General features: G+C 61.6%; 11 protein-coding genes and 2 pseudogenes. 3 read left to right on the forward strand and 10 right to left on the reverse strand.

Translation table 11 applies throughout. The features are described 5' to 3' along the window. Positions 1-150: 150 nt before the first annotated feature. A pseudogene (locus AYR47_RS05175) lies at positions 151-1210 on the reverse strand (haloacid dehalogenase-like hydrolase). A 240-nt stretch (positions 1211-1450) separates the two neighbouring features. Here AYR47_RS05175 and AYR47_RS05180 point away from each other — a divergent pair. Then, positions 1451-2842 (forward strand): L-cystine transporter, encoded by a 1392-nt coding sequence (locus tag AYR47_RS05180; RefSeq protein ID WP_028618333.1) that lies wholly within the window; start codon positions 1451-1453, stop codon positions 2840-2842. Between the two features lie 31 nt (positions 2843-2873). On the opposite strand, the pseudogene AYR47_RS05185 reads toward AYR47_RS05180, so the two are convergent. The 3 genes and pseudogenes from AYR47_RS05185 to AYR47_RS05195 all read right to left on the reverse strand — a co-directional run bounded on the left by AYR47_RS05185 (position 2874) and on the right by AYR47_RS05195 (position 3988). Continuing rightward, positions 2874-3163, reverse strand: a pseudogene (locus AYR47_RS05185) (type II toxin-antitoxin system RelE family toxin). After that, positions 3153-3392: a type II toxin-antitoxin system RelB/DinJ family antitoxin gene (locus tag AYR47_RS05190; RefSeq protein WP_033897026.1), complete on the reverse strand. Its 240-nt coding sequence runs from the start codon at positions 3390-3392 to the stop codon at positions 3153-3155. The pseudogene AYR47_RS05185 and the gene AYR47_RS05190 overlap by 11 nt, the downstream one beginning before the upstream one ends. Positions 3393-3475: 83 nt before the next feature. After that, the gene (locus AYR47_RS05195; protein WP_061434508.1) at positions 3476-3988 is read right to left on the reverse strand and encodes a dihydrofolate reductase; all 513 of its coding nucleotides are present in this window, start codon (positions 3986-3988) and stop codon (positions 3476-3478) included. A 69-nt stretch (positions 3989-4057) separates the two neighbouring features. On the opposite strand from AYR47_RS05195, the gene AYR47_RS05200 reads away from it, so the two are divergent. After that, the gene (locus AYR47_RS05200) at positions 4058-5428 is read left to right on the forward strand and encodes a DUF2868 domain-containing protein (RefSeq protein ID WP_061434510.1); all 1371 of its coding nucleotides are present in this window, start codon (positions 4058-4060) and stop codon (positions 5426-5428) included. After that, positions 5421-6803, forward strand: a complete 1383-nt coding sequence (locus AYR47_RS05205; RefSeq protein WP_061434512.1) for a DUF3482 domain-containing protein — start codon at positions 5421-5423, stop codon at positions 6801-6803. The genes AYR47_RS05200 and AYR47_RS05205 overlap by 8 nt, the downstream gene beginning before the upstream one ends. Here AYR47_RS05205 and AYR47_RS05210 read toward each other — a convergent pair. From AYR47_RS05210 to AYR47_RS05235, 6 genes are read right to left on the reverse strand one after another with little or no spacing between them, the layout of a single operon-like run. After that, complete coding sequence (locus AYR47_RS05210; RefSeq protein ID WP_061434513.1) at positions 6790-7344, reverse strand: hypothetical protein; 555 nt, start codon at positions 7342-7344, stop codon at positions 6790-6792. The genes AYR47_RS05205 and AYR47_RS05210 overlap by 14 nt on opposite strands. A gap of 60 nt (positions 7345-7404) precedes the next feature. After that, positions 7405-7998, reverse strand: a complete 594-nt coding sequence (locus AYR47_RS05215) for a phosphonate degradation HD-domain oxygenase (RefSeq protein ID WP_033897021.1) — start codon at positions 7996-7998, stop codon at positions 7405-7407. Then, positions 7998-9131: a TIGR03364 family FAD-dependent oxidoreductase gene (locus AYR47_RS05220; RefSeq protein ID WP_033897020.1), complete on the reverse strand. Its 1134-nt coding sequence runs from the start codon at positions 9129-9131 to the stop codon at positions 7998-8000. The genes AYR47_RS05215 and AYR47_RS05220 overlap by 1 nt, the downstream gene beginning before the upstream one ends. Before the next feature lies 1 nt (position 9132). Then, a complete protein-coding gene (locus tag AYR47_RS05225; protein WP_033897019.1) occupies positions 9133-10152 on the reverse strand; it encodes a putative 2-aminoethylphosphonate ABC transporter substrate-binding protein in 1020 nt (339 codons plus the stop codon). Between the two features lie 22 nt (positions 10153-10174). Further along, a complete protein-coding gene (locus tag AYR47_RS05230; protein WP_061434514.1) occupies positions 10175-11881 on the reverse strand; it encodes a putative 2-aminoethylphosphonate ABC transporter permease subunit in 1707 nt (568 codons plus the stop codon). Position 11882: 1 nt separating this feature from the next. After that, complete coding sequence (locus AYR47_RS05235; protein WP_061434515.1) at positions 11883-12947, reverse strand: putative 2-aminoethylphosphonate ABC transporter ATP-binding protein; 1065 nt, start codon at positions 12945-12947, stop codon at positions 11883-11885. Between the last annotated feature and the right edge of the window lie 244 nt (positions 12948-13191).

The raw sequence follows: 13191 nt of genomic DNA on the forward strand, positions 1-13191 counted from the left end.
ATTGATATCTATTTTTTACTGTGGGTTATGCGGTGTTTTTGAGGCCGTCTTCGCGAGCAAGCCCGCTCCCACAGTGACCGAGTTCTAACATAAGAATGCGGTCAAAAAAATGTGGGAGCGGGCTTGCTCGCGAATACAGGCGACTCGGTGTTACTGAATCTCGTCAGGCTTAACGATCACCCAGTTCTTGTCCGCCGTCACCGGCAACCCTTCCTTAGCCTGCGCCGCCGCATGCTTGGCGATCATGCCGTTCAGTTGGGTCATGTATTTGTCCTTACGGTTGATCCACAAATGCACGCCGCCCTTGGCCACGTCCACATCGTGAAACAGCATGTAGCCATCGCTGGTCGGCGTGTCGCCGCCCACCAGCACCGGTTTTTTCCATTCGTCGATATAGGTGAGAATCGCCGCGTGCTTACCGGCCATCCAGGTCGCCGGGGTCCACAGGTAAGGGGTGAGTTCCAGGGCCGAGGTTGGCCTTCTCGTCATAGTTGCCAGCGCTGATCTGTTTGCGCGCAGTAGTCAGTTCGCCGGTCTTGCGGTCCTTGAGCAGGGTGGTCACGCCGATGACGTTCTCGGGTTTGACGTTGTAGCCGTACTTCGGATCGGCGGCGACCATGCGCACCAGTTCTTCCGAGGCAGCGGTCATCACATACACCTCAATGCCGTTTTCCATCAGCTTGTTGTACAGCTCGGCCTGGCCGGTGAAGACTTTCGGCGGTTGCACCTCGGACCTCTTCACCACATCGCCTTCGAAATAGCTGACGGGCACGGGCTTGCCGGAAGCCATCAACTCATCGACCTGCACTTTGAGTTCCTTGAGGGTGAACCCCGAAAACACCTGGGCGACCCACGGGTAGCAGACCATATCGTCCACTTCGCAGAGGCGATAGTAGTAACTGAACAGACTTTCCTTATGGTCGGCGGTGTCTTTGAACGGCATTAGCTTGAGCGAAGGATCAAGGCTGTCGCGGGTGATCAGGCCTTTGTTTTCCATGTAGGGCAGCAGGGATTCTTCGAGGTCGTAGCGGTAACTGGTGTTGTCCATGTCGAACACCGCGAAGTTACCCTTGTTGGCGTTGGCGGCGATCATTTCGTTCAGTTGCTTGGCGGCCGGGGCCGGCCAGTGTTTCAACTCGGTGGCGGCCATGGTTTGGCCGGCAAGGCCAAGGCACAGCGCGGCGGCAAACAATCTCGAAGCGAGCTTCATAAACGTTTCTCCCTGAGTGAAAGACACCGACGCTAACAAATCCCTGTGACAGTTATCGCCCGAGCGCGACCGCTTGCGTCGTGATCGCGCCAACGGCATGTGCCTGAGCGTCAAACGCTTATTCCAAAAACGACAGTCGCCATTCCATATCGGTATTAAATCAATATATTTCAAGCTGTTAGGCTTTCCGGTTCGCAATCGCAGGCTCACGCGATTGGCTGCCTTCTCAACGGAGCTTCAATGAATCTGCCCCTGATTCTCAACTTACTGGTGTTCGTGGCCCTGTTGCTGGGCCTGGCACAAACCCGTCGTACTAACTGGAGCCTCGCCAAGAAGGTGTTGTTCGCCCTCGTGCTCGGTGTGGTGTTCGGCACCGTTCTGCACACGATCTACGGCGACGGCAACCCGGTGCTCAAGGCCTCCATCGGCTGGTTCGACCTGGTCGGCAACGGCTATGTGCAACTGTTGCAAATGATCGTGATCCCGCTGGTATTTGCCTCGATCCTCAGCGCCGTGGCACGCCTGCACAATGCCTCGTCCCTGGGCAAGATCAGCTTCCTGACCATCGGCACGCTGCTCTTCACCACGGCGATTGCGGCGCTGATCGGTATCGGCCTGACCAACCTGTTCGGCCTCACCGCCGAGGGCCTGGTGGCCGGCACCCAGGAAATGGCGCGCCTGCAAGTGATCCAGAGTGATTACGCGGGCAAGGTCGCCGACCTGAATATCCCGCAACTGCTGCTGTCGTTTGTGCCGGCCAACCCGTTTGCCGACCTGGCACGGGCCAAGCCGACCTCGATCATCAGCGTGGTGATTTTCGCTGCCTTCCTGGGGGTTGCCGCGCTGCAACTGCTCAAGGATGACGTGGAAAAAGGCCAGAAAGTCCTTAACGCCATCGACACCCTGCAAGCCTGGGTGATGCGCCTGGTGCGCCTGGTGATGAAGCTCACGCCCTACGGCGTACTGGCGCTGATGACCAAGGTGGTCGCCGGTTCCAACCTGCAAGACATCATCAAGCTCGGCAGTTTTGTGGTGGTGTCGTACCTGGCGCTCGGCCTGATGTTCGTGGTGCACGGCCTGCTGCTGTCCCTGGCCGGGATCAACCCGCTGCGTTTCTTCCGCAAAGTGTGGCCGGTGCTGACCTTCGCCTTCACCAGCCGCTCCAGCGCGGCGGCGATCCCGCTGAGCATTGAAGCGCAGACCCGTCGCCTGGGCATCCCGCAATCCATCGCCGGTTTCGCTGCCTCGTTTGGCGCGACGATTGGCCAGAACGGCTGCGCAGGGCTTTACCCGGCGATGTTGGCGGTGATGGTAGCGCCGACCGTGGGCATCAACCCGCTGGACCCGCTGTGGATCGCGACCCTGGTGGCAATAGTGACCTTGAGTTCGGCAGGCGTTGCCGGCGTGGGCGGCGGTGCAACGTTCGCCGCGCTGATCGTACTGCCGGCCATGGGATTGCCGGTGTCACTGGTGGCGTTGCTGATTTCCGTGGAGCCACTGATCGACATGGGTCGCACGGCGCTGAACGTGAATGGTTCGATGACGGCGGGGGCGATTACCAGCCAGGTCATGGGGCAGACGGATAAAGCGCTGTTGAATGCCGATGAGCATGCGGAATTAGCGCAGGCTTAATGAAATCGGCTAGCAGGGATCTTGCTCCCTGCTAGCTCAACCGGTCGGCAGCCTTCCGATAGACCTCTTCACGTTCACGCTTGTCGACAGCAACGACAAATACCGTGATCTCCTGATCAATCACTTGATACACCAACCGGTAGCCACTGCTGCGAAGCTTGATCTTGTAGCAATCGGGTATAAGCCGTACAGACGGCTGGCTTCGATACGTGGGTTGATCAAGACTGCGGCCAACTTCTTTTTAAACTGTTGGCGAACGGTATCGCCAAGTTTGTGCCATTCCTTTAAAGCGCGCGCATCGAAGTCGAGTTCATAGGTCATCCAATGAGACCTTCACTCGTTGAGGCGCAGCCAACCGCTCCCGAACAGTTGCCAACAAAGCCTCGTCATCTTCAGTCATGAGCACAGGTTTGAAGGGTAACTGACCGCGCTCTGCCACGTACTGCAAAGCTTGGCGCATTAACTCCGATGGGGTGACGCCGAGTTTTTCCAGCTCGTGATAAGCACGAGCCTTAAGATCGTCGTCGATACGTACGTTAATAGAGGCCATGGGACAGCCATCACTGTAAAGACATTAGTCATTACAGTGATGTATAACAGTTGCTTGTGCAAGTCAGGCTTATCCGGTTCCGATCAGGCCTTTTCCCAAACCTCAAAGCTGTACGCCGGTTTTTCACCCTCAGGCGCATTCTCGACATTCGACACCAGCTTCCACTGGCCAGCATCAAACTCCGGAAACCAAGCATCCCCCTCCGGACTCAACGCCACTCGCGTCAAATACAGGCGATCCGCCTGCTCCAGCCCCTGCGCATACAATTGCGCACCGCCGATCAGCATCAGCTCGTCCGCGCCCTGCTCCAGTGCCCACGCCTCGGCGCGTTCCACCGCTGCCTCCAGCGACGGAAAAACTTCCGCACCTTCAAGCGCCAGATCGGTCTGACGGCTAACCACCAGGTTCAAGCGCCCTGGCAGCGGTCGACCGAGGGAGTCCCAGGTCTTGCGCCCCATGATGATCGGCTTGCCAAGCGTGGTGGCCTTGAAATATTTGAAATCCCCCGGCAAATGCCAGGGCATGCTGTTGTCGACGCCGATCACACGGTTTTCACCGAGGGCTGCGATCAGGCTTAAAGGGAGAGTTTTTTTCATGCCGACGAGAATACCAGAGCCCCGAGCCAGGGGTTATGCTCCAGGCTCACAAACACAACAGGACAGCGCGTGACTCCTCTGCACACTCTCTGGCTGACAGAAACCGTGCGCCTGCGCGAAGAACACGCAGGCCCGCTGGAAGATCTGGAGGCCAATCGCCTGGCCCGCACGGCCGGCGGCGATCTGCCGACGCGCATCCAGCAACGCGCCTTGCACCTGGCCGAGCGCGACGGGCTCACGAATGCCCTCACCCGCTGGCTGCAAGGTGCACGTCTGGCGTTGGTGCTGCTAGCGATAGTCGCCGTGATCAGCGGCGCTGGACTGGCGTTTGCTGCATTGGGCAACGGCCCGACGCCAGTCAACGTGTTCTGGGCGCTCGGCAGCTTGCTCGGGTTGAATCTCATCCTGTTGATCAGTTGGGCCCTGGGCCTGCTGTTTGCCGGTGAACACAGCGCCAGCCTCGGGCGACTGTGGTTATGGCTCAGCGAAAAACTCGCCCGAGATGCCAAGGCCGCACAACTGGCACCTGCACTGTTATTGCTGCTGCAACGGCAAAAACTCAATCGCTGGGCCGTGGGCGTGCTGGTCAACAGCCTGTGGTTGCTGGCATTGCTCAGCGCCTTGGTAATTATTCTTACGCTACTCGCCACCCGTCGTTATGGATTCGTGTGGGAAACCACTATTCTCGGTGCCGACACCTTTGTCGCCGTCACCCAGGCCCTCGGCACCCTGCCCGCGTTGCTGGGTTTCAACGTGCCGACCGTCGAGATGATCCGCGCCAGCGGCGACTCCGCCCTGAATATCGAAAGTGCCCGCCAAGCCTGGGCCGCCTGGCTGGTCGGCGTGCTGCTGGTCTATGGCCTGCTGCCCCGCCTGATCCTCGCCCTGCTTTGCCTGTGGCGCTGGAAACGCGGGCGCGCCGCCCTGCGCCTGGACCTCAACCTGCCCGGCTATAGCCAATTGCGCGAACGCCTGATGCCGAGCAGCGAGCGCCTTGGGGTCAACGATGCCGCGCCCGAGCAACTGCACCCCATCAGTGGCGGCGTCAGTGAATTGGAAAGCGACGGCGCCCTGCTGGTCGCCATTGAACTGGACGACCAACATCCCTGGCCGCCCAAGCTGCCCCCCAGCGTGAAGAACGCCGGCATCCTCGACAGCCGCGAGTCACGCCACAAACTGCTGGAACAACTCACGCGCTTCCCGCCCGCCCGCCTGGCCATCGCCTGCGACCCACGCCGCTCGCCGGATCGTGGCAGCCTCGCGCTGATCGCCGAACTCGCGCGCAGCGCCACCGCCACCCGCGTCTGGCTGCTGCAAGCGCCGTCCGGCCAGGCACTGGACGCCGAACGCCTGGGCGACTGGCACGCCGCGTTGCAGCAACTTGAGCTGCCATTCGCCGATTGCGCGCCGTTGAACTGGCTGGAGACGGGTCATGACTAAGCCGCTGAAACTCGCCGTGGTCGGCCACACCAATGTCGGCAAGACCTCGTTGCTGCGCACGCTGACCCGAGACGTAGGCTTCGGCGAAGTCTCCCATCGCCCCAGCACCACACGGCATGTCGAAGGCGCGCGCTTGTCGGTGGACGGCGAAGCCTTGCTGGAGTTGTACGACACACCCGGCCTGGAAGACGCCATCGCCCTGCTCGATTACCTGGAGCGCCTGGATCGCCCCGGCGAACGCCTCGACGGCCCGGCCCGCCTGGCGCGCTTCCTCGATGGCAGTGAAGCCCGCCAGCGTTTCGAACAGGAAGCCAAGGTGCTGCGCCAACTGCTGGCCTCGGACGCCGGCCTGTATGTGATCGACGCCCGCGAACCGGTGCTGGCCAAGTACCGCGACGAACTCCAAGTGCTGGCCAGTTGCGGCAAGCCGTTGCTGCCGGTGCTCAATTTCGTCAGCAGCAGCGACCATCGCGAGCCGGACTGGCGCGAAGCCCTGGCTCGCCTGGGCCTGCATGCGCTGGTGCGATTCGACAGTGTGGCGCCCCCGGAAGACGGTGAACGTCGGCTGTATGAAAGCCTCGCCCTGCTATTGGAAAGCGCGCGGCCACAGTTGGAACGCTTGATTCTTGATCAGGAGGCTCTGCGTCAGGCCCGCCAGCAAAGTGCTGCGCGACTGATCGCCGAATTGCTGATCGACTGCGCCGCCTGTCGCCGCAGTGTGGTCACCGAAGATGAACAACAAGCCATCGGCGACCTGCGCAAAGCCGTGCGCCAACGTGAACAGAAATGCGTGGAAGCCCTGCTCAAGCTGTTCGGCTTCCGACCGCAGGACGCCGCCGCCAGCGACTTGCCCCTGCTCGACGGGCGCTGGGGCGATGACCTGTTCAACCCGGAAACCCTCAAGCAACTGGGCGTGCGTGTCGGTGGCGGGATCGCCGCAGGGGCGGCGGCCGGTGCGGGCGTGGATTTGTTGGTCGGTGGATTAACGCTGGGCGCCGCCGCCCTGGCCGGTGCAATTGCCGGTGGCGCACTGCAAACCGCGCGCAGCTATGGCAGCCGGTTGCTGGGCAAAATCAAAGGCCAACGCGAGCTGACCGTCGACGACAGTGTGTTGCGCCTGCTCGCCCTGCGTCAGCGCCAGTTACTCAAGGCCCTGAACCTGCGCGGCCATGCGGCGATGCACAGCATCAAGGTCGACACGCCCCAGGACAAAAACTGGCGCGAAGGCAAGTTGCCGGACGCGCTGCATAAGGCGCGCGCCCATCCGCAATGGTCGTCCCTCAATCCTCACCCCAAGCTGAGCCAGGCTGAGCGCCAGGAACAGGTCGAGGCATTGGCGGCCAAACTCGACGACGCCGACTTCAAGGCTTCTTGAGCGGCGGCGTGTGCCAAGCGAATGCCAGGAAAGCGTTGCACAACACTTTGATTGCCGCCTTGTCCTGGTGGTCGGCAATACCGTTCTGGTCAAGATCGCTGTTGGTAAACGACTCCAGCACCCCATCACTGTCACCGTCATAGCCCGCAGCGGTATACACCAGGATACGTTTGCCCCGGGGCGAACAGCACCGATGAAAACTCAACTTGATCGTATTGGGTATGCCGCTCTTCGCCCAATGGCTGACTTGCATCGTCAGGTAACGCCGCCAGGTGTCCCCGGCATTGAACCAGCCTTGCTTCAGGAAGGTATCGGCAAATGCCTTGAGCAGTGCCTTATCCTCCGCCGATTTGCAGCCATCAAAATTGATATCGCCGGGTAACAGAATGTCGGCGACTCCGTCGGCGGTGATATCAATCGCCACCGCCTCATGGACCAGTTCGTCAGGTTCGTTCGCCGTCTGTTCAAAAAACTGCAGGATGACCATGTCAGCTTTGCCATTGCCGCTACGGTCCTGAGCGGTGGCTTTCAAGTAACGCATCACATACTCCCTTTCATGGCTGAAGAGCCCAGAAGAGTAATGATCGATTCGCCGACGCCTCTAGCCACCGCTTCCGGGTTGAGCGTACGAATTCACGTCAGGTCTCATCAGCAGGCGCAGTGCCCTGGCCTTGAGGGGTGCCAGATCCAGCACCGGCACGTGCAAGTCCTTAGCCTGCTCATCCCAATGGCGCATGCGCAAACTCACCGTATACAACGGGTCCTGTTCAAACGCCTGGGCCTCCTCGGCGCTCATCACACCGCCCTGATAGGCCAGGGTGCGCCGGCTGGCTTCGCTCAAGCGCGCGTAATAGTCCGGCTGGCTGAAGGTCAGATAGCGCTTGGCCTGCACGTGATACTCCACCAACTTGGCCATGCGCTCACTGAACCCTGCACGACGCAGATAATCCGCGCCCAGCCGTTCATGGCTGACCACGCCATAACCGCCCATGTTTTCCCCGCCTTGGCCGCAGATGTGCCCGATGTCGTGGAAAAACGCCGCCAACACCACCTCATCATCAAAGCCTTCGGCCATGGCCAGTTGCGCAGCTTGGGACATGTGCTCGATCTGCGACACCGGCTCGCCGATGTAATCCGCAGTGCCGTGCTGTTCATACAAGCCGAAGACGTCGGCGATGGTCTGTTCCGGGTTCATCACGCCGCTCCCCACAAGGTACGGATATTGCGCTCGGCCATCGCCGGCCCCACGCTCATGCCCACGCCGGTGTGCATCAACGCCGCGCTCACTCCCGGCGCCGCGCGCAGGAATGAAAACGGTCCCGGCCCCCGCGAGCCGTACACTCCCTGCCAACGCTCCACCACCTGGATTTTGCAGCTCAAGGTCTGTTCAGCCAGTTCGATCATCCAGTCATCCACCTGCTCGGCGTTGAAGGGCGATGCGTCACTGCCGTAGTCATGGGAGTCACCGATGATCAGTTCGCCGTGGGGCGTGGGGCTGATCAGCAGGTGAATGCCGTGTTCGTGCAGGTGCGGTGCATCGCGCAAGATCTGCGCCTGCACCGGCGCCGCCTCGGGCAGGTCGGCGAAAGCGCCGTAATGCACGCAGCTCAAGCCGGTGAGCAACGCGTGTTGCAGGTTCAGGTTGGCCGCTGGCCGCGCGCGCAGCATTTGCAGGCGGCAGATGCTCGGGTTGAGTTCGGCCATCGCGTCGGCCAACAAGGTTTGATAGTCGTGACCGGCGCACACGATGATCTGCTCACCGCGAAAGCTTCCCGCCGTGCTGTGCAACTGGCCCGGTTCGACGTCGCGCACCAAGGTGGAGAAGTAAAACTCCACATTCAGCTCTTGCGCCAGGTAGTTGATCAGCGCCGGGATCGCTTCACGGGAATACAGTTGCTGGTCGTCCTTGCCGTGCAGCGCAGCGCGGTGATGGCGGAACTGGCCGCCATACAAGTCCTTCATCGCCGCGCCTTGCAGCAATTCGACGTTGTAGCCGTGCTCTTTTGCCCGCCCCTCACAGAAGGCTTCCAGCAAGTGCTCTTCCGCTTCGGTGCGAGCGAACAGGTACGCGCCGTTACGCTTGAGTTGCAGCCCCGCGGCCTGCGCCCAATGGCCCCAGATTTCACGGCTTTCCCGCGCGAGGTCGAGCATCGGCCCCGGCGGTTGGCCGGTGACCAGGGCCTGGCCGAAGTTGCGTACCGAGGCGCCCAGTGGCGTGGCGCTGCGCTCGAACACCTTGACCTTGAGGCCGCGCTTGGCGGCGGCGAAGGCGTGGGACAGGCCGAGGATGCCGGCGCCGATGATCAGTAGGTCGCTTTGATAGTTCATCCTAAGGTGCCACCTTCTCCGACTTGCCGTCATAGCGCTTGCGCCATTCGGTCAGGATGCTGTCGCGGTTTTTCGAGGCCCAGGCGAAGTCGTTCTTGATCAGGCGCTGTTCATAGTCGGCCGGCAATTCGGTCTGCGGCTTGGCAATGCCAGGCTGGGCGAGGACGGCGAAGTTGTCCTTGTACAGGTCCATGGCAGCCGGGCTGGCGGAGAAATCCGCGAGCTTTTTCGCGGCGTCGGCGTTGTGGGTGCCTTTCATGACGGCAGTGGCTTCGATGTCCCAGCCCAGGCCTTCTTTCGGCAGGATGATGTCCAGCGGCGCGCCCTGGCGTTTCAACTGCACGGCCGGGTATTCGAAGGAAATGCCGATCGGGAACTCACCCGAAGCCGCCAGCTTGCACGGCTTGGAGCCGGAGTGAACGTACTGGCCGATGTTCTGGTGCAGGTCGTCCATGTACTGCCAGCCCTGCTTCTCGCCGTAGGTCTGCAGCCAGGCGCTGACGTCCAGGAACCCAGTGCCGGACGAGGCCGGGTTGGGCATAACGATCTTGCCCTTGTACTCAGGCTTGGTCAGGTCCTGCCAGCTCACCGGTTTGGTCAGGCCCTGCTTTTCGGCTTCGACGGTGTTGAAGCAGATGGTCGCGGCCCATACGTCCATGCCGACCCAGGCCGGCGGGTTGGCGGCGTCGCGGTAGTTCTTGCCGATCTTGTCCAGGTCCTTCGGTGCGTAGTTGTCCAGCATGCCCTGCTGGTCGAGGATCGCCAGGCTGGAAGCCGCCAGGCCCCAGACGGCGTCGGCTTGCGGGCGGTCTTTCTCGGCCAGCAGCTTGGCCGTGATGATGCCGGTGGAGTCGCGCACCCATTTGATTTCGATATCGGGGTTGGCCTGTTCAAAGGCCTTTTTGTAGGTCTTCAACTGCTCGGCTTCGAGGGCCGTGTACACGGTCAACTCGGTCTTGGCGAAGGCATTCAGGCTGAATGCAGTCAGTACGGCAGCGACCAGCGCCAGGGGCTTGAACATGGAGCACCTCCTTCAGGGATATTTATTGGCCGGGTGCGCTCTGGCGCCAGGCTTGGGAGCGGCGCAACGCGCCACGTGAGGCCCACGCCAGCAGCAGCGAGACGCCGGCCGAAGTGAACAGAATCAAGGTCGACATGGCCGCCGCGCCGCCCACGTTGCCGGCGTCGTCCATGTTCAACACGGCGACGGCGGCGAGGATGGTGTCGGGGCTGTAGAGGAAGATCGCGGCGGACACGGTGGTCATCGCCGACACAAACAGATAGCGCACGATGTCCAGCAATGCCGGCAGGCAAATCGGCACCGTGACTTTCAGGTAATGGCGGTACAGCGGCGCCTTGAGGGACAAGGCGGCGGCTTCGAACTCGGCGTCCAGTTGGCGCAGCGCCGTGGTGGCGGTCATCTGCGCGGTGGTCAGATAGTGAGCGATGGTGCACACCACCAGCAACGTCATGGTCCCGTAGAACACATGCAGCGGGTTGCCATTGAGGTTGAAAAAGAACACGTAACCCAGGCCCAGCACCAAACCCGGTACGGCCATCGGCACGAAGCTGAGCATGCGCAGGGCCAGGTTCAGACCCTTTTGGCCCTTGGTTTTTTCCATCAGGTAGGCGCCGGTGAAAATCAACACGCTGCCGATCAATGCGGTGCACAGCGCCATGGTCAGGCTGTTGCGATAGGCCAGCCAGCCGCCGCCGGCCGTGTCTTCGAACTGGTAATGGCTGAGCGACAACGACAGGTTGTACGGCCAGAACTTCACCAGCGACGAATACACCGCCATGCCGAACACCAGCAGCAACACGGCACAGATCAGCAGCACGATGGCCAGGTAGCAGCCGTCCCTCATGCGCGATGGCGCCGGTTGGAACACTTGGGCACGGCCGCTCATGGAATCGCCATGACGGCGGCGCAGCCAGGCATCCACCCCAAAGCTGAACAGCGCTGGCAGCAGCAACACCATGCCGATCAACGCGCCGCGGCCGAACTGTTGCTGGCCGACCACTGCCTTGTAGGCTTCCAGCGCCAGCACCTGATAATCGCCTCCGACCACCACGGGCACGCCGAAGTCGGTGATGGTCAGGGTGAATACCAGGCAGAACGCAGCGAACACCGCCTGACGCGTGGCCGGCCAGGTAATGCTGCGAAACGCCCGCGCCGGGCTGGCGCCCATGCTGGAGGCCGCATCGAACAGGCGCGCATCCGCCAGGGACAACGCCGACAGCAGAATCATCAAGGCATGTGGGAAGGTGTAGATCACCTCACCCAGCACAATGCCCCAGAAGCCGTAGATATTGTCCGAGAGCAACCCGCGCAGCATGCCCTGGTTGCCGAACAAGTAGACCAGCGCAATGCCCGGCAACATCGACGGCGCCATCAACGGCAGCAGTGACATGCCGCGCCAGATCGCCTTGCCGGGGATCAACGTGCGTTGCAGGGCGTAGGCAAACAGGTAGGCCAGCGGTACGACGATAGCCGCCACGCTGAGGGAAACTTTCAGGCTATTGCCCAGCAACCAGTGGAAGTTGGCGCTGGTGATCAGTTCCTGTGCAGCCACCAGGCCACCGCCCTGCCCGGCTTCACTGCTGAAACCGCGCCAGAAGATCGCCAGCAACGGCATCAATACCGCGAGGCCCAGCAACAACAGCCACAGCAGTTTGCCGCCGACGACGAAAATTTTGTCGCCGGTTTCGGCGCGGGACACCGGTCGTGGCAGCGTCATGACAGCGGCCATCTCAGGCAAACACCTGCAGGCTGCGCGGCGGCAAGGCCACCCAGATGTCCTGGGCGCCCAGGCGCGGCATGGCTTCCGGGGCCAACTCGGCCAACAGCGCATGGCCGGGCAGTTGCTCCAACTCGAAACTCATACGGCAGCGATTGCCGAGGAAGGTGATCTCGCGGACTTTGGCCGGGAACAGGTTTTCTTCATGCACCGGCGGGTTGACGCTGATCGCCTCCGGGCGGCAGAACAAGCGGCCGGACTGGGCCACGCCGGCATCGTCGGCCAGGCGCATGTTCATCCCACCGACCTGGGCGTGACTGGCACTGTTGCGGCTGAACGGCAGCCAGTTGCCCTGGCCGACGAACTCCGCCACAAACGGCGTGGCCGGGCGGTCGTAGATTTCCTGGGGCGTGGCGTATTGCTCGACCTTGCCGTTGTTCATCACGGCGATGCGGTCGGCCATCAGCATGGCTTCGTCCTGGTTGTGGGTGACCATCAACGTGGTGATGCCCAGGCGGCGTTGCAGTTGGCGCAGCTCGGTGCACAGATGCTCACGGACGCGGGCGTCGAGGGCCGACATCGGTTCATCCAGCAACAACAACGAAGGTGCAGGCGCCAAAGCACGGGCCAGGGCGACACGTTGCTGCTGGCCACCGGAGAGTTGGCCGGGGTATTTCTTTTCACTGCCGACCAGGCCGACCAATTCCAGCATCTGCCCGACGCGCTTGCGCACTTCATCGCGACCACTGCCGGTGAGGCCGTAGCCGATATTCGCTTCGACAGTCAGATTGGGGAACAACGCGTAGGACTGAAACAGAATGCCGTAGTCCCGCGCCTGGGGCGGCAGCAGGGAAACATCACGGCTGCCCAGGTACAGTTCGCCGCTGTCCTGGCGCTCCAGGCCAGCGATGCAGCGCAGCAAAGTGGTCTTGCCGCAACCGGACGGGCCCAGCAGGCACACCAGCTCGCCGGCAGCGACGTCCAGGGAGACGTTATCCAGCGCAGTAAAAGCGCCGAAGCGTTTCTGGATACCGCGCACTTTCATCGGCGCGCCGGGTTGGGTCAGGGCTGTGTTCATGCAAGGCACCTCATCGAACTGATGAAGCCCATGCTAGGCAGGCAATGCGTCCCTCATGTGGCAGAAAGGCAAAACGCGGTGATAGTGGTATTGGTGGATTTGGGTAGGACGCGGACACCCTTGTGGTGAGCGGTTTCTGTGTGGCGAGCGGGCTTGCCCCGCGTTGGGCTGCGGAGCAGCCCTAATAAGGCCACCGCATTTCTCCTGGTAGAACTGAGGGCCTGGTTTTAGGGCCGCTTCGCAG

Origin of the sequence: Pseudomonas azotoformans (assembly GCF_001579805.1) — a bacterium.
GTDB classification, from domain to species: Bacteria; Pseudomonadota; Gammaproteobacteria; order Pseudomonadales; family Pseudomonadaceae; genus Aquipseudomonas; species Aquipseudomonas azotoformans_A.